22 protein-coding genes are annotated in these 25632 nt (G+C 45.1%); 21 read left to right on the top strand and 1 reads right to left on the bottom strand.

Translation table 11 applies throughout. From position 1 onward, the window contains the following. The first annotated feature begins 37 nt into the window (after positions 1-37). From FT12353_RS03250 to brnQ, 5 genes are all read left to right on the top strand, one after another. Complete coding sequence (locus FT12353_RS03250) at positions 38-1006, top strand: ribose-phosphate diphosphokinase (protein WP_203618429.1); 969 nt, start codon at positions 38-40, stop codon at positions 1004-1006. Beyond that, complete coding sequence (locus FT12353_RS03245) at positions 1003-1929, top strand: SGNH/GDSL hydrolase family protein (RefSeq protein WP_203618427.1); 927 nt, start codon at positions 1003-1005, stop codon at positions 1927-1929. The genes FT12353_RS03250 and FT12353_RS03245 overlap by 4 nt, the downstream gene beginning before the upstream one ends. Positions 1930-1931: 2 nt before the next feature. Continuing rightward, positions 1932-2924, top strand: coding sequence for an aldo/keto reductase (locus FT12353_RS03240; RefSeq protein ID WP_203618425.1), 993 nt, complete (start codon positions 1932-1934; stop codon positions 2922-2924). Positions 2925-3094: 170 nt separating this feature from the next. Then, positions 3095-3325 carry a glutaredoxin domain-containing protein gene (locus FT12353_RS03235; protein WP_203618416.1) on the top strand — a complete coding sequence of 77 codons (231 nt, stop codon included), beginning with the start codon at positions 3095-3097 and terminating at the stop codon, positions 3323-3325. A gap of 255 nt (positions 3326-3580) precedes the next feature. Then, positions 3581-4948: a branched-chain amino acid transport system II carrier protein gene (brnQ, locus tag FT12353_RS03230; protein ID WP_203618414.1), complete on the top strand. Its 1368-nt coding sequence runs from the start codon at positions 3581-3583 to the stop codon at positions 4946-4948. 150 nt (positions 4949-5098) lie between these two features. Here brnQ and FT12353_RS03225 read toward each other — a convergent pair whose 3' ends face one another. Next, positions 5099-6046 carry a sugar-binding transcriptional regulator gene (locus FT12353_RS03225; RefSeq protein WP_203618412.1) on the bottom strand — a complete coding sequence of 316 codons (948 nt, stop codon included), beginning with the start codon at positions 6044-6046 and terminating at the stop codon, positions 5099-5101. Positions 6047-6344: 298 nt separating this feature from the next. Here FT12353_RS03225 and FT12353_RS03220 point away from each other — a divergent pair, with 298 nt between their 5' ends. The 16 genes from FT12353_RS03220 (at position 6345) to FT12353_RS08635 (ending at position 25382) form a co-directional block, all read left to right on the top strand. Beyond that, positions 6345-7496: an NAD(P)-dependent malic enzyme gene (locus FT12353_RS03220; protein WP_203618410.1), complete on the top strand. Its 1152-nt coding sequence runs from the start codon at positions 6345-6347 to the stop codon at positions 7494-7496. A gap of 33 nt (positions 7497-7529) precedes the next feature. Continuing rightward, positions 7530-8594 (top strand): [citrate (pro-3S)-lyase] ligase, encoded by a 1065-nt coding sequence (citC, locus tag FT12353_RS03215; RefSeq protein ID WP_203618560.1) that lies wholly within the window; start codon positions 7530-7532, stop codon positions 8592-8594. After that, the gene (citD, locus tag FT12353_RS03210; protein WP_168778479.1) at positions 8584-8877 is read left to right on the top strand and encodes a citrate lyase acyl carrier protein; all 294 of its coding nucleotides are present in this window, start codon (positions 8584-8586) and stop codon (positions 8875-8877) included. The genes citC and citD overlap by 11 nt, the downstream gene beginning before the upstream one ends. After that, positions 8877-9788 (top strand): citrate (pro-3S)-lyase subunit beta, encoded by a 912-nt coding sequence (citE, locus tag FT12353_RS03205; protein ID WP_203618408.1) that lies wholly within the window; start codon positions 8877-8879, stop codon positions 9786-9788. The genes citD and citE overlap by 1 nt, the downstream gene beginning before the upstream one ends. After that, a complete protein-coding gene (citF, locus tag FT12353_RS03200; protein ID WP_203618398.1) occupies positions 9778-11316 on the top strand; it encodes a citrate lyase subunit alpha in 1539 nt (512 codons plus the stop codon). The genes citE and citF overlap by 11 nt, the downstream gene beginning before the upstream one ends. A 104-nt stretch (positions 11317-11420) precedes the next feature. Next, complete coding sequence (gene citG / locus FT12353_RS03195) at positions 11421-12836, top strand: triphosphoribosyl-dephospho-CoA synthase CitG (protein ID WP_203618396.1); 1416 nt, start codon at positions 11421-11423, stop codon at positions 12834-12836. 30 nt (positions 12837-12866) lie between these two features. Further along, positions 12867-13655 (top strand): alpha/beta fold hydrolase, encoded by a 789-nt coding sequence (locus FT12353_RS03190; RefSeq protein ID WP_203618389.1) that lies wholly within the window; start codon positions 12867-12869, stop codon positions 13653-13655. Positions 13656-13723: 68 nt separating this feature from the next. Then, positions 13724-13873, top strand: a complete 150-nt coding sequence (locus FT12353_RS08500) for a hypothetical protein (protein WP_239061167.1) — start codon at positions 13724-13726, stop codon at positions 13871-13873. After that, positions 13854-15044 carry a 2-hydroxycarboxylate transporter family protein gene (locus FT12353_RS03185; protein ID WP_239061166.1) on the top strand — a complete coding sequence of 397 codons (1191 nt, stop codon included), beginning with the start codon at positions 13854-13856 and terminating at the stop codon, positions 15042-15044. The genes FT12353_RS08500 and FT12353_RS03185 overlap by 20 nt, the downstream gene beginning before the upstream one ends. A gap of 125 nt (positions 15045-15169) precedes the next feature. Further along, entirely contained in the window at positions 15170-16492 is a 1323-nt protein-coding gene (locus tag FT12353_RS03180; protein ID WP_203618387.1) for a 2-hydroxycarboxylate transporter family protein, read from the top strand. 402 nt (positions 16493-16894) lie between these two features. Continuing rightward, positions 16895-20227 (top strand): BspA family leucine-rich repeat surface protein, encoded by a 3333-nt coding sequence (locus tag FT12353_RS03175; protein WP_203618385.1) that lies wholly within the window; start codon positions 16895-16897, stop codon positions 20225-20227. A gap of 188 nt (positions 20228-20415) precedes the next feature. Further along, the gene (gene dnaG / locus FT12353_RS03170) at positions 20416-22350 is read left to right on the top strand and encodes a DNA primase (protein ID WP_203618383.1); all 1935 of its coding nucleotides are present in this window, start codon (positions 20416-20418) and stop codon (positions 22348-22350) included. An 8-nt stretch (positions 22351-22358) separates the two neighbouring features. Next, a complete protein-coding gene (gene rpoD / locus FT12353_RS03165; RefSeq protein WP_181014002.1) occupies positions 22359-23648 on the top strand; it encodes an RNA polymerase sigma factor RpoD in 1290 nt (429 codons plus the stop codon). A 162-nt stretch (positions 23649-23810) separates the two neighbouring features. Next, entirely contained in the window at positions 23811-24368 is a 558-nt protein-coding gene (locus FT12353_RS03160) for a QueT transporter family protein (protein ID WP_168778470.1), read from the top strand. After that, a complete protein-coding gene (locus FT12353_RS03155) occupies positions 24368-25108 on the top strand; it encodes a 3-oxoacyl-ACP reductase (protein ID WP_203618381.1) in 741 nt (246 codons plus the stop codon). Before FT12353_RS03160 ends, FT12353_RS03155 begins: the two co-directional genes overlap by 1 nt. Positions 25109-25274: 166 nt before the next feature. Continuing rightward, positions 25275-25382: a putative holin-like toxin gene (locus FT12353_RS08635; RefSeq protein WP_338379608.1), complete on the top strand. Its 108-nt coding sequence runs from the start codon at positions 25275-25277 to the stop codon at positions 25380-25382. Positions 25383-25632 lie beyond the last annotated feature (250 nt).

Here is a 25632-nt window from a genome sequence, read left to right as displayed (position 1 = left end):
TCAATAAAATAACAAATTTGAATTTTTTGGAGTATTTATGACCGCCAATCCGAAATACCGTCTTTTTGATTTGGGTACAAACCCAGATTTAACTGAGGCGATTGCGAAACAATTACACACACCCGTTGCCCCGGTAGAGATTCAAACTTTTGCCGACAACGAAATTTATGAACGAATCGTTGATTCTGTCCGGGGGATTGACGTTTACGTTGTCCAACCTATTAGCGAACCGGTTAATGACAACTTTATTAAGTTGATGATTTTTATCGATGCCGCAAAACGGACGTCAGCTAAATCCATCAATGTGATTATCCCCTACCTTGGCTATGCTCGGTCGGACCGCAAGACGCGGTCGCGGGAACCGATTGTTGCCCGCTTGATTGCCAATATGTTGGAAAGCCAGGGCGTTAAGCGCGTCATGACGATGGACTTGCATACGAGTCAGGTGCAGGGATTCTTTGATATTCCTGTTGACCACCTGATTGCCATGCCTGTTCAAGCGAAATTCTACGAGGATCAGGGCTTGGTCGGACCGGATGTTGTCGTGGTTGCCTCTGGTTCATCAACTTTGAAATTAGTACAACGATTGGCTGAAGTTTTGCACGCTCAATGGGCCATTGTTGACCAAGACCGGGATCCTCGAGTGAAGACGGCGGTGACTGGAAACGTTGCCGGTAAGCACGCCATTATCTTGTCGGATATGATTGATACCGGTGAAGCAACGGTCAAGGCAGCTGTTGCCGTTCAAAAAGCAGGTGCCAAGACAATTGATGCCTTGGCAACTCACGCGGTCTTGTCGGGGGATGCGCCAAAGAAGCTCCAAGACTCGGTCCTTGACCGTGTAATTGTTACCGATACGGTGCCAATTCCAGCTGAAAAGCACTTTGACAAATTGACAGTGATTACAGCGGCCAACCTCTTCGCCGAAGCGATTGGTCAAGTGATTGCCCACAAGTCGATGGCTAAGGTCATGTTGAGCCCAGACCAACGTGAGGAACTCGAATGATGGTGGCTGATTTATTACGATTTGCTTCACCAGAATGGTCGGCGCTTGAAGAAGGTGGGGTATTGACCTCACAGTATGGTGCCTATTTGTCCCTAAAAACGCAGGACGAAGGAACGCTGACACTGACTTTTGCCAAGCATTATCCAAACCTGGTTTGGACGGTGACAATTGACGGTGAAAAATCAGAAGACTTGTTGGTTGTGGCTGACCATGTCAGCGTTCACTTGCAGGCTGACCACTACTACCAGCTCACTTTGGATCAGTGGGAGACGGGGCAGGTTGACTTCTGGCGGACGGGACTCGTACTTGCGGACCTCACTTGGTCAGGGGACGAAGAACTTTTGCCTGTCTTGCCAAAGGACGGTGAGGCAACGAAGCCTTATCTGACCTTTGTTGGCGATTCGATTGTTGCCGGTGAGGCAATGGCTGGTCCAAATCATGACCGCCACCAACCAGCTTTATCCTTTCCAGCTTTAGTAGCGAATCACTTTGACCGCCCGTTGAATCGAATTGCCTATGGCGGAACGGGATTGACCGCTCGGGCGCCATTCCAGGAGCCAAAGGCTATTGATGCCCTCTGGCAAGTTGGCGAGGGGATTAGCCGCCGGCGAGTGGTAACGGATCGAGTAATTGTGGCCTACGGACTAAACGATGCCAACTATGGGGCCAGTGACCAGGAATTCGCTTTTGGTTTGCGCGTCTATTTGTTAGAATTGGTAAAACGGTTCCATGGTGCTCATTTTTATTTGTTAACCCCTTGGAATGGTGCCTTTGTGGATATCGTTTTGGCTGAAGTTGCTCGCTTTAGCAACTTTACCGTTGTTCGGGCGGATCAATGGGGGATTCAGACACGTCCCTACCACCCTGACGTGTTGGCCCATCAGAAAATTGCAGAACAGTTAGTAGCAGTATTGGAGGAATAGACATGGTTTACCAAGCAGCAGAAGATCGTTATGAAAAGTTGCCCTATCGTCGAGTCGCTGATTCGGGCTTGATTGTACCCGCCGTTTCCTTTGGCCTTTGGCGCAACCTTGGCGATACCAAGCCATTGGAGAACTCTCGTAAAGTGATTTTGAAGGCTTTTGATGAAGGAATTTTTTCTTTTGATAATGCTTTTAATTACGGGCCAAACAATGGAACCGCTGAAGAAACTTTTGGTCAGGTGTACAAGTCTGATTTGAAGTCTTACCGAAACGAATTGGTGATTACGACGAAGGCCGGTTACCACATGTGGCCTGGGCCAATGGGTGAATTTTCTGGTCGCAAGACATTGATTAACGCTTTGGATACTTCACTGCAAAAGATGAACTTGGATTACGTCGACATCTTTTACGCTCACCGTTTTGATCCAAATACGAACTTGGAAGAAACTGCTCTTGCCTTAGACACTTTGGTTCGCCAGGGAAAGGCTCTTTATGTTGGGGTTTCAAACTATACGGCTGAACAGACGCAAGCCATTGCTGAAATCTTCAAGGAACTGAAAACGCCATTTATTGGTAACCAGGTTTCTTATAACATGTTAAATCAGGAGCAGAAGAATTCTGGTTTGTTGGACATCTTGGACCAACACCATGCCGGACTCTTTGCTTATGGACCATTGGCTGAAGGCTTGTTGACGGACCGCTACTTAAACGGGGTACCGGAAGACTTCCCAATCCACAAGACTAATGGTTTCTTGTTTGAAAACGGTCGCGATGCTTTGGCCGCTAAGTTGCGTGCTCTTAACGAGTTGGCCCAAGGTCGTCAACAGACACTGAGCCAAATGTCATTGGCTTGGTTGCTTCAAGACAAGCGGGTTGCTTCCGTTGTGATTGGGACATCATCGGTTGACCATTTGATGGATAACCTTGAATTTACGAAGAACTTGGACTTTTCTGCCGATGAATTGGCACAAATTGACCAAATTATTAGCCAATAATCATATAAAAAATAAAAGACCAATTTTGGTCTTTTTTTTATGCCGTTGTATGGCAGCGGACTCGATTGTTGATTTATCTGAAATCCTCCTTGATTTTTATGATTTAATTAATTTATGACTGTTAAAATATAAACAATACCAATTTTAAATTACGATGAACTGGAGGAGCCATGCTAAAAATTTATACTCGAAAAAACTGTGCTGAATGCGCCGCAACCAAGCTCTATTTAAAGACGAAGGGGGTTGCCTTTGAAGAGGTGTCGCTCGATCAAAATCCAGAACTCTATACTCATTTTAAAAATGAGGGAAAGAAGCGTACACCAATTGTGGAGTCTTCGGTGGGTGATTGGCTAGGATTCTCGCCTAAAAAACTAAATGATTATATACGAAGCGAAGCATAAAAATATTAAAAAAGTACCAAAGGAATCAAAAGTTTACTAGCAAAAAATGTTCTGTTAACTTTCTGAGTGAATCTAATAATCGTGATGAAATTCATTAGGTTTAACTGATTCTGGCGGGCTTTTTTTAGTGCCATTAAGTTGCTTGAAACGGTATTTTAACTAGCCAGTAGGGACTTTTTCCTGTAAAATTGATAGGTATTTTGCTATCTAAAAAATGATTGTTTGTTGGATAGCCGTGAATGGAGTTTTACGTTAATGGAAAAGAAACTTAGTTGGAAGCAGGCCCTGCTCCTGTTTTCATTGATTTTTGGAATGTTCTTTGGATCCGGAAACCTGATTTTTCCGGTTCACTTGGGACAAATTGCAGGTGCGCAATGGGGACCCGCTACGGTTGGCTTTTTGCTGAGTGCGGTTATCTTGCCGCTCTTGTCTTTGGTTGCTTTAGCGGTTACCCGGTCCGAATCAGTCTTTGATTTGATTCGACCATTAGGGCACAGACCGGCCACAATTTTCTTGGTTGCCTTGCAGCTATGCTTGGGACCAATCATTGTGGCTCCTCGAACGGCAACGGTTGCTTATTCGTTCTCCTTTGCTAATTGGCTACCAAAAGGGCAGCAACAAATTGGTCTGATTGTCTTTGCCTTGATTTACTTTATCCTCGTTTATTGGTCGTCAACGCAATCAACGAAGCTATTGGATATTATTGGCCGCTACCTAAACCCAATTTTCTTGGCCATGTTGGCTTTCATCTTTATTTTAGCCATCATCTCACCAATGGGTTCCACTCACCAAGCGGTGACAACAGCTTATCAGGGAAATGCGATTGCGCCGGCCTTTATTGAAGGTTACAATACGGTTGATGCGATGGCAGGACTGATTTTTGGGGTGACGATTGTGCATTCCATTCAAAAATTAGGTTACAAAAAGCCTGGCGAAATCGCGACGGTCATCGTGAAGACTGGAACCTTGTCGATGGTCGTTTTGGCCGTGGTCTATGTTGGCTTGATTTTGCTTGGAACGACTTCTTTGGCTCATATGCCAATCTCAAGTAATGGTGCCGTTGCTTTGACCAATGTGATGCTGTATTATTTCGGCCGTTTTGGTCAAATCTTTATCGCTGTCATGGGTACATTGGCCGTCTTTACTACGGCTATGGGGCTGACGGCATCCTTTGCCCGCGATTTAAACCGCGTTTGGCCCAAAGTTTCCTATAAAGGTTGGTTGGCCTTTGCCTCACTTTTGGCCTTTATTGTCGCAACACTAGGACTAGACAAGATTATTGTTTGGGCTGCGCCCATCTTGATGTTCCTGTACCCCATTGCGATTGTGCTGATTCTACTGAGTTTGTTGTCACCATGGCTAGGTCAGGGCCGCTTTCTCTATGGCTGGGCGTTGGGCTTGACGTTGATTGCAGCTGTCTTTGATGGCTTGTCAAACGCACCTTTTGCCAAGGACCTTGGTGGATTGGTCTCTTATACTGTTGGAACAACCACTCATGTCGGTTGGTACCAGACCCATATTTTTGGTGCCAGTGCCGGCTTTGGCTGGATTGGCTTTGCCTTCTTTGGCATTGTGATTGGCCTGATTTGCCAAAAACTGTTTGGAACAAAAACAAAGTCATAAAAATCAGGAGTGAAAACGATTTCGTTTTCACTCTTTTTTTGTGCTTCGGAATAATTGTGCAGCAAAAAAGCCTACCAGAAGTGATATGAATCCTGAAATTTGTTTGTCTAAATTTCGGGACCCAAATCAAGGGGTAGACTTTTTAAAAATTTATTCAGCTTCTTCGTTGATAATTCGGTATGCTAATGATTCTGACATTACCAAGTCGGTGACAAAGCCACCACGAAGAGCGCCGAGGGCCGCTTTTGACTTCGCCTTAGAGCGGACGACACCAATTCGTTTTGGTGTGGCGAGGATTGAATTCATATCCAAACCAACGACTTTGTCGGAGCCAACGTTTAAGATGTTTCCGTTAATGTCATATGGTCGACCGTAAATCATACCTGCAACTTCGCCCAATTTAACGTTGGGGAAGAGGCGGTTGATGTTTTGGTTCCAAATGGCGATTGATTCAAGCGAAGCAATCGTGCCCATACCAGTCAAAACAGTATCCATTTGCTTGGCTAAGTCGATGGTTTGCTTGATTGAAACCGCCTCATACAGACCGTTACGGACGGCATCATCGGCTAAGTAGAGGGGAGCGGGGAGCGTTAAGAACTCACCGGCAACCTTCTTGGCAGCACGTTCAACGATGCGAACGGAACCGGCCGTAGAGTTGTACTTCATGTTTTCCCCAACGAATTGGGTGAACTTAATCTGGTCTAAGGGATTGGACGTGATGGCATCAATCAGTGAGTACATCGTGTCACCCCAGGTCATCCCAACGATATGAGGACCATTTTCTAAGTGCTTAACCACCAGATTGGCCGCGTAGTTTGAAATCAAATCTTCAGTGGCACTTGTCGTGGTGTCATCTTGGATAATGTAGCAATTTGTGTTTGGAAATTTTTCCTTAAAAACTTGCTCTAACTGTGAATTACGGTTAGCAGAGGTGGCAATTTCAATTTTCACAACGCCGGTTTTCACGGCTTCTGTCAGGTACTTATTAATGAGGTACCGGGAAACGTCGTACTTGGTCGAAATTTCACCAAAGGACAACTTGTTTAGGTAGTAGTCTTCAGAAATCTGCGCCAGTAAATTTGGATCCGTTGTGGACATATTGTCATCCTTTTCCTTCTATTATTGATTTTCTTTAATTTAAGCCACGATTTTTGGTCTAAACAAGAAATCATTAAATTGATTCTACTACAAAATTCAAGATATTTACAATCAAAGTGTAAAATATTTTAAAAGTAAGACAAATTTAAAGATGGTAAAAAACTTTAAATATTGAAAAATGATTAATTATACATTTTATTTGTAAAAATATTAAATATTTTTCTTTACATTCGCTAATGTACAATTTAAAATGAATTTAGGATTTAATTCAAGTCTTCAAAAACATTAGGAGGCCAATATGGTAGATATGAATGAGGTCTTTGCACTTCATGAGCACCACCAAGGAGCCCTGACGATTCAGGGGACCTTTGCAATCAAGGACGCAGCTGATTTAGCCAAGGCATACACGCCGGGCGTGGCAGCCTTAGCCAAACAAATCGAGCGCCACCCAGAAGATCAAACGAAGTACACCATTTCGGGTAAATTAGTGCCGGTCATTACCGACGGTTCGGCCGTCTTAGGCCTGGGGAATATCGGCCCTGGGGCTGGCTTACCAATTGTGGAAGGTAAAGCGCTGATTTATAAGGAGTTTGCCGGTGTCGATGCGTTACCGATGGCTTTGAACCAGGTGCCAGTCGAAGAATTTGTGGCAACAATTAAGACAATGGCGCCATCCTTTGCAGGTATTCATTTGGAAGATATTGCTGCGCCACGCGTTTTTGAAATTGAGCAACAACTGCAGGAAGCCCTTGATATTCCGGTTTACCATGATGATCAAACTGGCACGGCCATCGTTGTGTTAGCGGCTTTGATTAATGCCGCGAAGGTTGTTGGTAAGCCTTTGACGGATTTGAACATTGTTATCAATGGTGTCGGTGCTGCCGGAGTAGCCACTGCAAAGCTTTTATTAGCGGCGGGCATTAAAAAGCAAACGCTCGTCGATATTCATGGCGTCATTCGAGCAGATGATCAGGACTATAATCATTTTCAACGTGATTTAGCAAAGCAGGTTGAACAAAGTCAGGGGCAAAGTCTGGATGAAGTTATCGACCAGCAAGACGTCTTTATTGGCCTTTCGGATGAACATCTTTTTTCGGCGGACCAAGTGCGACGGATGGCTGACAAGGCGATTGTTTTGGCGCTAGCTAACCCGGTACCTGAAATTTTGCCAGACGAAGCTAAAGCTGGTGGTGCTGCTGTCGTTGCGACTGGCTCATCTCAGTGGGCTAACCAGGTGAACAATATTTTGGCCTTCCCGGGTCTGTTTAAGGGACTTTTGGCTACTGATTTAAAATCAGTTTCGATTGAATTGCAGCTCCATGTCGCAACAGCCCTGGCGAACTTAGTTGAGCAGCCAAGTGCAGAAAAAGTTGTGCCAGCTGTCTTTGATACTGGCGTGGTGGCGGCAGTGGAAAATGCGGTGTTGGCTTTTGCCAAACAAGAACACTAAAGTAGCAAGTTAAGGTAAGAAGGTGGGGCGTCGATAGTGGAAACTATTCAAGAAATTTATTTGACTAACCCAGCTACGAAAAAGGATTGGCAACGGTTTTTAACCAGTCAGGGCTTAGATAACTTTTCAAGCCAAGAGCTGGCTGCCATTGATAAAACCTTTGCAATCTATGACGACCAAGGCCAAATGGTTGGAACCGGCTCGATTGCTGGTCAAACGTTGAAATATTTGGCCGTTTCGGCGGCTGGTGCTTCTAAGGGGGCCAGGTTTAATCGCCTGGTGTCAACGCTCGAAACGACGCTGGCGCAAGATGGCATCTTTCATTTATTTGTTTTTACCAAGTTGCAATACGAACAGAGCTTTGCCCATGTTGGCTTTGCCACTTTGGCGAAGACTAGTGAGGGCCTGATTTTAGAAAAAGGCTTGCCAAATGTGGCTAGCTTTTTGGCGGCATTGCCTAAAAAACCAGCTTCAGCAAAACAAGTAGCAGCGGTTGTTTTAAATGCCAATCCGTTTACCAAGGGGCACCGGTACTTGGTGGAGACGGCAGCGCAAAAGAATGACTTTGTTTATGTATTTGTGGTTGAGGAGGACCAATCGTTGTTCACGACTGAAGAGCGCTTACGCTTGGTTCAAGAAGGAACAAGCGACTTGGCAAATGTCGTGGTGGCAACTGGTGGACCTTACATGGTCTCCAGTCTGTCTTTCCCGGCCTATTTTCTGAAGGATGACAGTCAGCGGGTTTCTTACCAAACGCGCCTCGATGCCACTTTGTTTAAGGAACAAATTGCCAAACCATTGGGCATCACAAGCCGTTATGTTGGGACGGAACCGCTGTCACAGACAACTGATCAGTATAATCAGGCGTTGCAAGAAGTGCTCCCACCAGAAGTTCAAGTTGAGCTGGTACCAAGAATGAAGGAACCGACGGACAGTCAGCAGGTTATTAGTGCTCGAACAGTTCGCAAAGCCATTCAGGCAGGGCGAATTCAGGATGTGGCTGACATGTTACCAGTGTCGAGTCTTTCCTTTATTGAAAAATATCTCACCGACTTACAAGCAAGAATCAAGAAAGGACAAAAAATCGATGGAAATTAAGAAAACCGCTTTGGCGGGGACCCTCGAATCTTCGGATGTTCAAATTATGGTCAGTCAAGGCACAAATGGCCTCGAATTTGACTTGGTTTCAGACGTAGCCAAGCAGTTTGGGGACCAAATTCAAGCAACGATTGAAGGAGTCTTTGCTGCCTATGATATTCAAAATGCCGTCATTAAGGTAGTTGACCAGGGAGCCTTGGACCCCGTGATTAAGGCGCGGGCTATCACGGTTTGCCAACGGGCCTTGGATCAAGTTGATCAGCCACAATGGGAGGTGCTCTAATGGTTGCAAGTGAGCGTTTACGACGGACCATGATGTTCGTTCCTGGTAATAATCCGGGGTTAATCAAGGATGCCGGTATTTTTGGGGCTGACTCGATTATGTTTGATTTGGAGGATGCGGTTTCATTGGCCGAAAAAGATGCCGCCCGATACCTCGTTTATGAGGCATTATCTCGCTTTGATTATGGGGATGCGGAATTAGTCGTTCGAATTAACGGTTTGGATACCCCCTTTTACCAAAATGATATTAAAGCGATGGTGAAGGCTGGCATTGATGTGATTCGTCTGCCAAAAACGGAATCTGCTGAGATGGTTCAAGAGCTCGAAAATTTGGTTGCCTCAGCAGAACAGGAATTTGGTCTGGAAGTGGGTTCAACTCATCTGATGGCCGCCATTGAATCAGCCAAGGGTGTTGTTAATGCCAATGAAATTGCGGCTGCTTCTAATCGAATGATTGGAATTGCGCTGTCTGCCGAAGACTACACGACCGATATGAAGACCCACCGTTACCCGGATGGTCAAGAATTGTTGTATGCACGCAATGTCATTTTGCATGCCGCTCGAGCAACAGGAATTGCAGCATTTGATACCGTCTTTACGAACTTGGATGACGAGGAAGGCTTTATCCGGGAAACGAAACTGATTCATCAACTTGGTTTCGATGGAAAATCAGTGATTAATCCAAGACAGATTCCTTTGGTTAACCAAGTTTATCAACCAAGTCAAAAAGAAATTATCAACGCGCAAAACGTGATTATGGCCATTAAGGCTGCCCAACAAAAGGGATCAGGTGTGATTGCCATTAACGGTCAGATGGTTGACCGACCGGTTGTGCTACGAGCAGAACGAGTGATGGCTTTGGCGAAGGCGAACCACCTTGTTGATCAGGAGGGAAATAACATTGAAGAATAAAGTGCAGCGCGAAATTCCAGATGAAATTTTAGACCAGTACCATGATGGCGGTTTTCAATCAGTCAACTTTGGTCATCCAACAATTCAAAGGGTGGCACCAAAGGTGCTGGCACAAACCGGTCCTAGTAAGGTTGTTGACTCCATTCAACAGGTTGTCCGTGATACTGTCCGTGATGGCATGACGATTTCTTTCCATCACCATTTTCGGGAAGGTGATTTTGTCTTCAACATGGTGATGCGAGAAATCATTGATGCCGGCTATCAAAACCTTTCGTTAGCTCCTTCATCATTGACAAACGTGATGAATGATATCGTGGTTGAAGCGATTGAGAAGGGCGTTGTCACCAATATTACCTCTTCTGGGATGCGGGGGACGCTCGGTGATGCGATTTCTCACGGCGCTCTCAAGAATCCGGTAATCTTCCGATCACACGGAAATCGGGCGCGGGCAATTGAGTCCGGTGAAATTCAAATCGACGTTGCCTTTTTAGGTGTGCCAAACGCCGATGAGATGGGTAACGCCAATGGGATGGATGGTGAAACGGCCTTTGGGTCTTTGGGCTATGCCCTGATGGATGCCCGCTATGCTGACAAATTAGTCCTGATTACGGACGATTTAAAGCCTTATCCAAACACCCCCGCTTCCATTCAGCAAACTGAAGTTGACTATGTGGTCAAGGTGGACAAGGTAGGTGATCCAGATAAGATTGGCTCTGGGGCGACCCGCTTTACCAAGGATCCGAAGGAACTGCAAATTGCTAAGATGGTGAATGAAGTGATTACACACTCACCATACTTTCAAGATGGCTTTTCTTTCCAGACTGGTTCTGGTGGGGCGGCATTAGCCGTGACCCGTTTCTTGCGCCAGTCAATGATTGAAAAGCAGATTAAAGCATCCTTTGCTCTGGGTGGCATTACGAAGCCAACGGTCGACCTCTTGAAAGAGGGCCTGGTTGCTAAAATCATGGACGTCCAGGACTTCGATAAGGGAGCAGCCTTTTCAATGCGAGAGAGCCCAAATCAGCAAGAAATCGACGCATCATGGTATGCTGACCCGGCTAATAAGGGGGCCATGGTTGATAAGTTGGATGTTGCCATTCTTTCAGCCTTGGAAATCGATACTGATTTTAACGTGAATGTGATGTCCGGCTCCGATGGTGTGATTCGTGGTGCAATCGGTGGTCACCAGGATGCGGCAACGGCTAAGTTAACGATTATTTCCGCTCCTTTGGTTCGCGGTCGAATTGCCACGGTTGTTCCAGCAGTCACCACGGTGATTACACCGGGTGATTCGATTGATGTTTTGGTAACCGAAATCGGCATTGCCATTAATCCAAAGCGGCAGGATCTGAAGGATACTCTGGCAAAGGTGCCGGGTCTGCCAATCTATTCGATTGAAGACTTGCAAAAACGCGCGGAGAACTTGGTCGGTCGACCTAAGCCACTGGCCTTTAAAGATCGGGTAGTCGCCTTGGCTGAATATCGCGACGGCACTTTAATTGACGTCATCAAGGAAGTACAAGATTAACAGTAAGATTGGAGGGCAGGGAAACCGGCCCTCTTTTCTATCGCGGTAGTTAATTGTGGATTTTGTTAGAATAGACAATAGAAATCAGTTTGGAAGGAAAGAAGATGCTTGAATTGTTTGCCGATGGTCAGGCGGTGACCTTAGACCAAGTTTTAACTAATCGTGAGTGGCGGTCAGCCGTTCAGCAACAATTGGAAGCTGATTTTCCAGACCAGGTCGTGGTGGCGGTGAAGTTGAATATTGCGGGCCCAATTAAAAATAGCCCAAAAATCCGACAGATTTTTATGGCTGGCTGGCAAGTGATCAAGCAGGCTGCTGTTAGTGACAGTGCCGCTATCAAAAAGGTTCATGTTGATGAACAACGGATCACCGGCCCCGAGGCCTTTTTGGTTCTGGACGGGCAGCTGAAAAAGTGGAAGCAGGAGTTGTTGCGCTTCGAGGAAGACTTTGCTTTGGGCCGTTTGTTTGATTGTGATGTGATGGCTGATTCGGCGAAGGGCTACCAGCTGTCACGTCGAGACCTGGGTTTGCCTCCTCGTCGCTGCCTGGTTTGTGATGAGGATGCGAAGGTCTGCGCTAAGGAGGGACGCCATCCGCTTGCTGCGGTCCAGGCAGCAAGTAATCAGTTGTACCGGGATTATTTCGTGACTGATTTAACCCTGCCAGCTTGGTCGCAAGATTTTGTGGTGGATGCGGCCGTTGTCGCTTGCCTGCAGGAAGTGGTTTTGGCACCAAAGCCGGGCTTGGTTGATCCGATTTCAGCCGGCGCCCACCATGACATGACGGTGATGACCTTTGTTGATTCAGCCGTAGCACTAAGACCATACTTTGAGAAAGCCTTTGAACTGGGACAAGACTTTAGTCAGGCGGAGGCAACGGACTTGCTAGCGGCCTTGCGACCAGAAGGAATCAAGGCGGAGCAGGCTATGTATCTGGTGACAGATGGGGTGAATACGCACAAGGGTGCGATTTTTACGTTGGGCATTTTAATTGCTGCCTATGGATTGGCAACCCAAGATAAAGAATTGACAACCTTGCAAGAGGTCTTAAATTTCGTCCAAAAAATCAGTGCAAATGTCTTAACTGATGACTTAGTGAACTCAGCGCATGACCGACAAGAAGAAACTGCTGGCCATTACCAGTACCGGACCTATCAGTTGACAGGTGTTCGAGGTGAGGTTGCCGCCGGTTTGCCAGCGTTAGCGCAGGTTGGCCTGCCAACATTCCGTGACCGGCCGGGAACCGTGACAAACCGCCTTTTGGATACCCTGATGGCACTAGCGGGGGCGATTCAGGATTCCACGCTGATTAAGCGCGCGAATACGCCGGCAATTGTTCAGCAGATGCAAGGCTGGGTGGATGAATTTTTCGATCTTGGCGGCGCTGAGACGACAGCTGGTCAAAAATATTTAACGGCGTTGAACCAAACCATGATTGAGCAAAACTTGAGTATTGGCGGGGCGGCGGATTACCTGATTTTGACTATTTTTATTAGTCGTTTGTCAGGTTTGTTATCATAATCATAATCAAAAAAGAAGAGGGACATGGGGATGGCTTTTTTTACAACGAGTGATGGTGTACGAATTAACTATACAGATCGAGCGGGGGATGGTCCCGTGGCGGTTTTACTGTCGGGATTTTCTGGCATCCAAGCCGAATGGTCTTATCAAATTCCAGGATTAGAAGCGCGTGGTTATCGGGTCGTGACGATGGACTGGCGGTCACACGGGCAGTCGGAACGGACAACTAAAAACTTGCGGGTTTCCCGCCTGGCGGCTGATTTACATGAACTCTTTGAATTATTGAAAATTGACGAAATTACGTTAGTTGGGCACTCGATGGGCGGATCGGTTATTTGGGCCTATCTGTCGTTATTTGGCCAAGAAAAGTTGAAACAGTTGGTCATTGTTGACGAAAGCCCCAAGCTCTTAAACGAAGGAAACTGGAGGGCCGGCATCCGCAATCTCACTTGGTCGACTTTTGGAACTGTGTCTAAAACCTTTATTAAGCAACACTTGACCGCTGTACCAGTCGCGCCAGAGTTTAAGGCCTTGTTGAAAGAAGATAAGGTCAAAAATCCATTCGATTTTGATTTGGCCTATCCGTTGATGAAAAATCACTTACTAGAAGATTGGCGTCAGGACTTGGCAGATTGTACGTTGAAAACGCTGTTTGTTGCTGGCGGGGCCTCGCCTTTATGCAAAATCGGCTATTACCATGAGTTTGAGGACTTATTGAACCAAAATTCTTCTTTAAAAGTTATACAAAAAGCTGGTCATTTGCCTCATTTAGAAATTCCAGAAGAATTTAATCAAGTATTTTTTGAATTTATTGATTAATTTTATAAAATTTGTGATAAGATAACCCTAGATACGATAACAGATGTAATTGATGCAGGAGAATGTAGATGAAGAAAGATAGACAACCGTCAGGTGCTATCAGCTTCTTTTCGAATTTCGAAGCCAAGCTGAAAATTGTTGGTTTAGGGGGAACGGCCTTCCTTTTGATGACCCTTTTTATTATTTGTGGTCCTCTGGATGGATGTTTTACCCGATAACATGGGCGGAGCGCTGTTTACGCTTGTTATTTTCGGTGGGGCCCTGTATTATCTCGGCAGTCATTTGCCAATTTTTAAGTCTTACTTGGGCGGTGGATCGGTTTTTGCCACTGTGGGCGCAGCCATTATTGCTGGACTAAGACTGGTACCAAGTGGTGCGATTGGCACGGTGCGCAACTTTATTTCAACCTCTAATTTTTTGGAATTTTATATTGTGTCGCTGATTATTTCGGCCATCTTAAAGATGGACCGACAATTGTTATTAAAATCAGCGGTGCGGTTTTTACCAGTTGCTTTCTTGGCCATGGTTGCTAATTTCTTCATCGTTGGCTTGGTGGGGCAGTTGTTAGGATTGGGCTTCGTGCATACGTCGCTCTACATCTCCTTTCCGGTTATGGCCGGTGGCGTGGGAGCCGGCATTGTGCCACTATCAACCATCTATGGTTCGGCTCTTGGGGTGCCGGCAGGGCCAATCTTGTCGCAGCTGTTCCCAGCCCTTGTGTTATCCAATCTACTCGCGATTATCGGTGCGGGACTCTTGGTTAAAAACACTGAGCAATCGACCTGGAACGGCCATGGGGATTTATTGAAGACAACTGGTGAGATGAAGGCAACTAAGGCACAGCCCGTTAAAATTGAATTTGAGCGGTTATTGGTAGGGATGATGGTCGCCATGGCCTTCTACTTGATTGGCTTGATGCTTCATCACTTGTTGCCAAGCATTAATGCTTTTGCCTTTCTGATTTTGGTGGCAATTGCTGCTAAGGCCAGTAACTTGGTACCAACTTACTATGAACAGTCCGCAGTCCTTTTTGGTCAATTGATTGTGCAAACGATGACTAAGGCTCTATTAGCCGGTGTTGGTTTGGCTTTGCTTGATTTGTCTGCCTTATTAGAGACAGTGACTTGGCAGTTAGCTATCTGTGTGATTGTTTCCGTCGTGACGATTGCCTTGGTGGCAGGTTATTTGGGCAAAGTTTTTGGTCTCTACCCAGTCGAGTCAGCTGTCACTGCTGGCTTGGTTAATAATTCGATGGGTGGAACCGGAAACGTCGCAGTCCTCTCGGCCGCTAACCGGATGAACTTAATTGCCTTTGCGCAGATGGGAAACCGAATTGGTGGTGCCATCGTTTTGGTGATTGCTGGCTTCTTTGTTACAGTTTTCGCCTAACAATTTAAAATAAATCTAAGCAAACCCTGTGTTTGCTTTTTTTGTGAAAAAAACTTGCATTTTTTATTTAAATCTGAATTAAAGAGTGGTATTATTAAAAAGTTGCTTTGCTAAAGGAGATTATAATGTCTGAAGAATCACAGGCGTCGCAAGGCACCGGAATCTTTTCGAAAATCGAAAGCAAGTTTCAAGTAGCGGGTATTGGCGGTGTTGCCTTTATCCTGATGGCCATTTTGTTGGTGGCTGTCTTGAGCCTACGTTTGTTGCCAAATAACATCGCTGGTGCGATGTTTGCCCTAGTTATGCTTGGTGGCGTTTTCTTCTATGTTGGAAATAACCTGCCAATCATGCACTCATACCTTGGTGGAGGGTCAGCCTTCGCCGTTGTTGCCGGTTCGATCTTAGCCGGTACAGGGATTGTGCCTAAGGAAGCCGTAACAAGTATTCATACCTTTGTTTCTGATGTCAACTTCTTGGAGTTCTATATCGTGGCTTTGATTACCTCAGCCATTTTGAAGATGGACCGCAAGTTATTGTTGAAATCAGCTGTGCGTTTCTTACCAGTAGCCTTTGGGGCAATGATTATTTCATTCTTTGTGGTTAGCTTTGTTGGGCAGTTGCTCGGCCTTGGCTTCAATCACACTGCATTGTACGTTGCCTTCCCAATGATGGCCGGTGGAATTGGAGCCGGTATTGTGCCATTGTCAAACATTTACGGGTCAGCCCTTCATGTTTCAGCCGGTACGATCTTGAACCAATTGTTCCCAGCTGTTGTTTTGGCAAACTTGATGGCCATTATTGGTTCATCATTGTTGGTTAAGTTTACTGCCAAGTCAAAGATGAATGGTCAAGGTCAATTGTTGAAATCAGCAGATGACATGGCCGCCGACAAGAAAGATGATGCCCCAGCCCTCAACTACTCACAAATGTTAGTTGGAATGATGGTGGCTTTGTCATTCTACATGGTTGGTACTTTGTTGCACGCTTTGGTACCAAGTATTAACGCTTTCGCATTTTTGATCTTAGCAGTTATTGTAGCCAAGGCTTTGAACTTAGTTCCTAAGTTCTATGAAGATTCAGCCGTGATGTTTGGAAATCTGATCGTTTCTACAACAACACAAGCTTTGTTGGCTGGTATCGGATTAGCTTTGGTCGATATGAACAAGTTGCTTGCCACTTTGTCATGGCAGTTGGTTGTTTGTGCTTTAGTTTCAGTCGTAACGATTGGAATTGCAGGTGGTCTTTTGGGTAAGCTCTTTGGTTTGTACCCAGTTGAATCAGCAATTTCAGCCGGTATGATTAATAACTCAATGGGTGGAACTGGAAACGTTGCTGTGTTGTCAGCTTCTGACCGGATGGGCTTGATTGCCTTCGCTCAAATGGGTAACCGAATCGGTGGTGCTATCATCTTGATCTTAGGTGGCCTCTTGATTACGGTTTTGCATTAATTTGCAAAAACGCTTTGTTAACCGTCTTCACGTAATGTGAAGACGGTTTTTTTGTTGTGATCAGGCTAGATTGTATAACAAAAAGAGTAAATACTTAGCTAAGATAAATCAGTCTCGATTGCCATAAAATAGGGAAAAGGTAATGAGTTCATAAATTAGCCTGATTGAAACGACCATATTTCTTTCTATTATGTTGTTGTTTGATCAATTTATATCGTTGAAAATGTCTTCGGGTTTAGATACTAGAAGGCTTTTTTAGTAAAAAGATGTTTTAGTAAAACAACGATAGGAATCTCTTTTTTGTCATTTTTGTTACAAAATAATTGAAGTTGTCACATGAAAGTCATAGAATAAGAAGTGAAAGATTGAACCAGCTTTTAGCTGATTTTGAGGGGGAAATGAATGAAGGGAATTAGTAAAAATAGTTGGCGGTCGTTACTAATCGAAACGGCAGTCTTTGGTACGATAACGTTTATGGCACCAGTTATGATAGCCAACCGTGCAAGCGCTGATGATGTTCAGCAAGGGGGAACTACTGGATCGGTCAACCAACCGAATGCTGGGAATGCAACGTCGTTAAATAATGTATCAACGGCTACGGTGGCGTCAACGACTGCAACTCAATTGGATAATAATCAATCCAATTCTGGAACAACAACTGCGGCGGTTTCGTCTGAATCAGTCACTACCGGCGGCAGCGTAGCAGTGTCTGCTTTGACAACTCAAAAAAATCAGGTTAATGATTTGTCGAATGCGACCTCACAAACAGTGCAGCCAAGTCAGCAAACAAGCGCATCAACGACTACTGCGCAAATTTCGCAATCGGGCTCATCTACGACACAGTCACAGACTGGTCAGCAAGGTAGTGGTCTCGGAGATACGGCACCAGCTGGCACTACTGCTAGTGGTACCTGGGGAACGGTTCCTTGGACCTTTAACCAAACAAGCGGTGTTGTCACCTTGGGTTCTGGAACTGTGAGTGCCCAAAACCAAATTTTGGAAAAGGTAGTACCGAATGCCCTGCAATCTGTTAAGCAAATTCAAGTGACAGGGGATGTTCAAATTGTCGGTGATGCAACAGGACTGTTTAACATGTTGACAGCTTTGACTAGTTTTACGATTATGCCCGGTGGACACTTGGATACCAGCCAGACAACCAACATGTCGAATATGTTTGCCTTGGATTTTGCATTACCTTCAATTGATTTGAGTACCTGGGACATGAGCCATACTCAGAATATAGAGGGAATGTTCTCGAATGATAAAGTTTTGACGAACGTCATTGGACTAGAAACGCGTGATTTGAGTGCCGTAACGAATGCGGGCGATGTCTTTTTGTCGACTCCACTGGCTAACCAGGGGACGCTGAGCTGGAATAGTTGGCAATGGTTAACAGGAAATCATCCAGTGCTAGGTTTGGCGCGGAATGCTGATGTACATTGGGGGACGGCAAAGGCCCATTATGATTGCCAAACTTTAACTTTGACGGTCGGATCTGCCGATGACGGCTCTGAAGGTGTGATTTCTTCTTCAAGTTTGACCAGTATTGGTCAGTTAAATCAGGAACAAATTGCTAAGATTGTTTTTACAAAACCGGTAAAAGTTGCCGCTCCAGGGACGGCGGCTTTTGCGGGATTCCCAGGCTTGACGGCAATTCAAGGGTTGAACTTGGTTGATACCTCGCAGGTAACTGATTTTAGCGATTTCTTTGCAGGGAATCCTGCATTGACAAGTCTTGATTTGAGCAATTTGGATACACATAATGCTGTGCAAATGTATGATATGTTTAATGCCGATAAATCGTTGACCACACTTGATGTTTCCCACTTCGATACCAGTAAGGTAACCGATATGTGGGCGATGTTTGCTAACTTATATCGATTGCAGTCAATTACAGGGATTAATAATCTCAATGTTAGCAAAGTGACGAACATGCACAACATGTTTTATAATGATATGTTGCTGCAGAGTCTCGATTTGAGCTCATGGAATGCCAAGCTACAGCTAGCTCCTGGTGCTAAAAAGGATTTGAATGATGGCACCGGTGGCATGTTTGCCAATACAGTTAGCTTGAAGAGCCTTAATATTCGTAATTTAGATAATACTGCCGATAGTGCCCAAGAAAATATGTTCACGATGAATGCCAGTTTGGCTGATAGTGCTACTTCGCCATTAAGTGCTAAACAGTTTACTGCACATTTAACAGACTTAACCACTGGCCCTCAGTTCATCATGAACCGCGAAAATGATTTGAATACGACTGTTCCTGATACGGTTTGGAATCGTTATGATAGCAACGGCAATTTAACAATTTTTGTTGGTAACGCCATTAATACGGGAATGGCTAACCCTGGTAACTGGCAGGCTGGTCAAGCATATCGATTGGTTGATCAAGTAACGGGTCAACAAATTGGTGCTAATCATATTATTCAGGGATTACCGGGCTCTCAAGTAACAGTCACTATTCCAAATAGTTACCGTTTAGTCAATACAAATTTGTACTATACCGATCAACCTGTTCAACACACAAAGATTGCTCAATTTACTTTGGCGAAGAACTTGGATATCAACAAGCCAGTTATTCTATATTTGATTAAGGAAGTGCCGGTTACTGTCAACTTCGTTGATCATAACCAAACAATTGCTACTTATCAGAAGACTGTGGATGAGGAAACGGATATGGATGTTTCCTCACAGTTGCCAAAGGGTTATCAAGCTGCCGATAAAACTGATTTGGCTTTCCAAGTTGGAGACCAAGACTTGGTTGTGAATATTCCTGTCCTCACGGGTGCAGAAATTGCACCGACAAGTACAACACCAACTTCTAGTTCAGCAACCCAATCAAACACAACGTCGACTTCTAAATCGGCTACGACGTCAAGCGCTGCGTCAACTTCTAGTTCGGCAACAAAGTCAAATACGGCATCGACTTCTGAATCAGCCACGACGTCAAGTGTTGCGTCAACTTCTAGTTCAGCAACACAGTCAAATACAACGTCGACTTCTGAATCAGCCACGACGTCAAGTGCTGCGTCAACTTCTAGTTCAGCAACAAAGTCAAATACGACATCGACTTCTGGCTCAGCAACAAAGTCAAACACAGCGTCGACTTCCAGTTCATCAACACAGTCAAGCACTGCATCGACCTCTAGCTCGTCGACGAAGTCAAATACGGCATCAACTTCTGAATCAGCCACGACGTCAAGCGTCGCATCGACCTCTAGCTCGTCAACGAAGTCAAATACGGCATCGACCTCTAGCTCGTCAACGAAGTCAAATACGGCATCGACTTCTGAATCAGCCACGACGTCAAGCGTCGCATCGACCTCTAGTTCAGCAACAAAGTCAAATACGACATCGACTTCTGGCTCAGCAACAAAGTCAAACACAGCGTCGACTTCCAGTTCATCAACAAAGTCAAACACTGCATCGACCTCTAGTTCAGTAACAAAGTCAAACACAACGTCGACTTCTGAATCGGCTACGACGCCAATTAACACATCCACTTCCAACTCGGCAACAAAGTCAAGTGAATCAGCAATGGTGTCAACTTCAAGTTTGACAGAGTCATTGTCAACGCAAAGTTCATCCGCCACTGAAAGGAGAACAGCGCGATTCCAGTCAGTTTTGCCAGCAACCGGCAAACAGCGGACTTTTCGGTTAGCTTTCCTAAACTTATTGACTTTGATTGGCAGCAGCTTTGCAGCCATGAAAATTTTTGGACGTAAACACTAATTGTATGAAGAAAAAGATGCTGATTTAATAAAGTGAATGATGTGTCATAGTTAGGAAGACCGGTGGCTAAACCGGTCTTTTTGTGAACAAAAAACTTTGACAAATACTCAAAATCTTCCTATAATAGTAGACAACATTGTATTGGGTAGAAGTGCGGACTGGCGTAGTTACCAGTTTGAAGGAGGCTTATGGCAGAACGGATTCCACAAAGTGTAATCGATGAAGTTCGGTCGCAAACCAACATCGTCGATGTGATTCAAAATTATACCCAGTTAGTGAAGCGCGGTCGCGAATGGAACGGGTCTTGCCCATTTCATGAGGATCGGCGTCCTTCACTCTTTGTTGATGATAAAAAGCAGGTTTTTCATTGTTTCTCCTGTGGGCGCTCAGGGACCGTTTTTTCGTTTTTAATGGAAAAAGAAGGTTATACCTATCCGGAAGCCGTCCTATCTCTGGCTAAGAATCTCAACTTATCTGGTTTAGATAAGTACCAGGGGCAGCCTTCGGCACGACAGGAACAATTCGCCGCGATTTTTGATTTATATCAAAACGCCGAGCGGTTGTATACGCATATTTTGTTGAATACAACAGCGGGTGAACAGGCTTTGGCCTACCTGCATGATGACCGTAAGCTCGATGACGAGACTATTAAACGTTATGGTTTGGGTTTTGTGCCATCGAACAATGTGTTATTGGCTTATGCCAAGGAGCACAATTTGGCTGATAAGCTCCTCCTAGAAAGTCAATTATTTATTGACCAGGATGGTGAAATCAGCCGTGACCGCTTTAACAACCGAATTGTCTGGCCAATTAAAGATGTCAGGGGACAGGTTCGGGGCTTTTCTGGTCGCTCGCTTGATCCAAACAATCCAGCTAAGTATATGAACTCACCAGAGTCGTCCTTCTTTAATAAGGGAAACTTGCTGTATAACTTTGATCAGGCAAAACCGGCTATTCGGGCTGGTCAACCGGCCATGATTTTTGAAGGTTTTATGGATGTGATTTCGGCCGCTCTGGCAGGAGCGACCGGTGCCGTTGCCACAATGGGGACGGCCTTGACCGAACATCATGTGACTGATTTAAGTAAAATCACAGATAAAATCCTCTTGGTCTATGATGGCGATGCGGCTGGGCAAAAAGCCGCTAAGCGCTCGATACCGTTAATTCGTCAGGTTGCCCCCCAAGTTGAAATTGGGGTTGTTTCCTTACCAGATGGTCGTGATCCTGATGAGGTCCGGCGTGAACAGGGGTTAGAGGTCTTAAAGCAAGACCTTGACCACGGCGTTTTGACACCGACTGAATTTTTGATTCAAGCGGCTAAAAACGGTAAAAATCTGGAAAATCAGGCCCAGTACCTCGACTTTTTAAGGGAAGCATGGCCAATTTTGGCCGTGGCAAGTCCGGTTGAGCAGGATTATTTTTTGCGGCAGTTCAGTGAAGAATATGGGTCTGATTTGACGGCTCTCCAGCGAGAGTTTCAGGAGTTTCTTGCTCATCGACCGGCACAGACGGTTCAAAAGGCGCCAGCAAAGAAGCAGTGGCGAAAGGTCCAGACCGACCAGAATGGCTGGTCGGATAACTCATGGCAACCGGATTATTCGGATGGCTTTGAATCATTAGCTGCTCTTGGTGAGCCTACCAGTCCAACGGCTTCTGCCGATGATTTAGCCGGACATTTAAATGCCGGTTTAACACGGACTGAGCGAGCTGAGCAGGGGCTCTTAATGGCAATGATTAAGTCACCTGCAGCCATGAATATGGTTAAGGGATTGCCCGACTTTGCCTTTGTCCATCCAGAATACCAACTGTTAATGATGCTTTATGAAGCATATACCAAACAGGGACAGCAAAGTTTTGATTTAGCTGGCTTTTTGGACTTTGTTCAAAAGCCTGATTTAAACCAAAAAATGATGGCAATCGACCGAGAATTTGGTACACTAGAAGTTCAACGGGATGCGGTTAATGACTACATTCGTGTGATTATGAAAGAGGCTCCTTATGAAAGCCAAGTTGAGGCTCTAAATAAGAAGATTGCCTTGGCTAAAAATCAGCATGATGAAATGGCCCTGATCCAACTCGGGACCGAGTTAATTAACCTAAGAAGAAAGTATTCCCAGCAATAGGAGATATAATGGCAAAAATTTCAAGTTCAAGTAAAATTTCCGAAATTAAAGCTTACCTTGATGAGCAACACATTGCTTACCACGGTCGGGCTCGTAAAGCGGAACTGTTGGCCTTAGCTGAAGGTAAGACGCCTGAAGAGGCGGCTGAAATTGCCAAGCAACCTGTTAAAAAGCCGGCTAAGAAGTCTGGCCCAATTAAGTCGGCTGCCTATGATAAGGCTGTTCGTGAATTGTTGAAGGAATACAAGCCTGCTAAGCAAATTCAATATCGTGAATTGTCTGAAAAGATTGCAGAACCTTTCCACCTGGATACTGAAAACATCGAACGTTTGATGGAAAAGGTTGAAGATGCCGGTATCGCCATTGTTGACGAAAAGGGTGAACCCGCACCAGAAGTTCTCCAGGCAAAGCAAAACAAGCCATCGAAGGATGAATTGGATAACGCTGAAGATACTTCCGGCATTAAGATTAACGACCCTGTCCGGATGTATTTGAAGGAAATCGGTCGTGTTAACCTTTTGCAAGGTGATGAAGAAATTGAATTGTCTAAGCGAATCGAAGCAGGGGATGAAGAAGCAAAGCAAGAATTAGCAGAAGCGAACTTGCGTTTGGTTGTCTCAATCGCTAAGCGTTATGTCGGTCGTGGTATGCAATTCTTGGACTTGATTCAAGAAGGTAACATGGGCTTGATGAAGGCTGTTGACAAGTTTGATTACACTAAGGGATTTAAGTTTTCAACTTATGCAACCTGGTGGATTCGTCAGGCCATTACACGTGCCATTGCCGACCAGGCCCGGACAATCCGTGTGCCTGTTCACATGGTTGAAACTATTAACAAGTTAATCCGAATTCAGCGCCAATTGCTGCAAGATTTGGGTCGTGAACCACTTCCTGAAGAAATTGGGGCCGAAATGGACTTGACTGCTGACAAGATTCGCGAAATCTTGAAGATTGCTCAAGAACCGGTTTCATTGGAAACACCAATTGGTGAAGAGGACGACTCGCACTTGGGTGACTTCATCGAAGATAACGAAGCCGTTTCACCAGCTGATTCTGCTGCTTATGAAATGCTTCGTGATCAATTGGAATCAGTTTTGGATACGTTAACTGACCGTGAAGAAAACGTTTTGCGTTTGCGTTTCGGTTTGGAAGACGGTCGGACACGGACTTTGGAAGAAGTTGGCCGTGTCTTCGGGGTTACCCGTGAACGGATTCGTCAAATTGAAGCTAAGGCGTTGCGTAAGTTACGCCACCCATCACGATCAAAGCACTTAAAGGATTTCATGGACGAAAACTAAGCTTTTAGTTACCATAAATCAGTTAGAATACTTTTAACTAGATTCGGTATTTTACCGAATCTTTTTCATGTCAAGCACCAGCTAACCGGCTGGCGAGTTGGCACTAATTAAACAATTAGCGGTTCATCAACCATCCCGCTTAAACAAAACTAGGAGTACAATATGAACGATTTTAACCAAAAAACAACTTCCAAGGCATTGGGTCTGACGTTAACAGCCGTCGTGGCTGCCCTTTATGCGGCAATTACGATGTTAGTGGCCCCCATTGGCTTTGGTCCTGTCCAATTGCGTCTATCCGAAGGGCTGAACCATTTAGCTGCTTGGAATAAGCGCTATGTTGTCGCCCTTGGCTTAGGGGTTTTGATTGCCAATATGGTTTCACCCCTGGGCTGGATTGACTGGGTTTTTGGAACACTGGGCACAGTGATTATGACTGGTTTGACTTACCTGCTAACTCGTAAAGTGGAAAAGCCACTGATCAAGATTATCATCTCAACGGTGATTGTTTTGACAATTGGAATGGCAATTTTGGCAGCAGAATTTACTTTTGCCTTTGCTATTCACGCGCACGGTGCCTTTGCTCCCGACCACTCATCTTCCTCATTGCTGGCTAACTGGCTTTCTTACTATGTTTCATTAGTGCCAGGTGAGTTGGTTTCCTTGGTCGTTGGTGGAATCGTTATCTATGCCTTGTCAAAGGTCGTTAATTTAAAAAAATAATGATTGAACAAAACTATCACAATCAAAAAGTATTATTAACCGGTGCCGCTTCTGGCATCGGTTTTTGTCAAATGAAGACTTATTTAGCTGCTGGAGCCGAAGTCGTGGCGGTTGATGTGCAAGAAATTGATTACGAAGACGCTCGGTTAACGAAAATTCAAGCTGATTTGGGCCGAAAAGAGGAACTCGACGCATTGGTGGAGCAGTTTGCATCAGAGCCAGAAGCCTTTGATATCTTCTTGAACACTGCTGGGGTCTTGGATGGCTTTCAACCGCTACTAAATCAGGACCAAGCAACCATTGATCGCGTTCTTTCAATTAACCTACAGCCGGCGATTGCCTTGACACAGGCCGTCTTACCAAAGATGATTCGCCAAGGACAGGGTACTCTGGTTTACATGGCATCCATTGCCGGTCTGCAGGCTGGTGGCGGCGGTGCAGCCTACACTATGGCCAAACACGCTCTGATCGGTCTAACGAAGCAGGTGGCCTTTGATTACGCTAAAGATGGCATTCGAGCAAACGCGATTGCTCCAGGTGCAATTAAAACGCCGATGAATGCAGCTGATTTTGCCGGTGAGGGAAAGATGGCACAAGAGGTTGCCAAACAGACCCCAGCACAGCGCTGGGCGGAACCACAAGAAGTTGCTGACCTAACCTTATACTTAACTAGCCCACAAGCGAGTTACGTGAACGGAACGGTTGTGACTCTTGATGGTGGTTGGACACTCGGCCATTGAAATAATGAACATTTTTTAATAAAAAATCTATAAATGCTATTAAATAGGCGTTTATGATATAATTTTTGTATAGCAAACTAGTGAAGATGTTGGCTACTCTGATAAAGGGGGGGGGGGCTTATGGTGGAATAACTGTAGACGCACTTTCTTGGAAAGGAGAAGCCAGATGCCCGTTACGGACATCATCATGATACTATTGGCCTTTGGAATGTTCATTCTAAAGTTGATTAGTATTGTGATTGAGCTAATCGAAAAAATTAGCAATAAAAAATAACTGTCTTCGCTTAGCCTAGCCTGACAGTTATTTTTCAAATAATAAATTAGGTAGCTACCGTTTTACGGGTTTGCTAGGGAGGCGGTTGTTCGAGCAACCGCTTCTTTTTATATGCTTATTATAGCATGGGAGAATTAAAAATAAAATGAATCAAATATTGATAGCGACCGTTTTACAGGTTTGCCAGGGAGGCGGTTGTTGAAGCAACCGCTTCTTTTTCATTGATTATAACAGCCAAACTGGGTTGAAA

The sequence above is a fragment of the Fructobacillus tropaeoli genome (assembly GCF_016860625.1).
Classification (GTDB): domain Bacteria; phylum Bacillota; class Bacilli; order Lactobacillales; family Lactobacillaceae; genus Fructobacillus; species Fructobacillus tropaeoli.
Note: the sequence above shows the minus strand (reverse complement) of the source record. Positions and strands in the feature narration are given on the sequence as shown.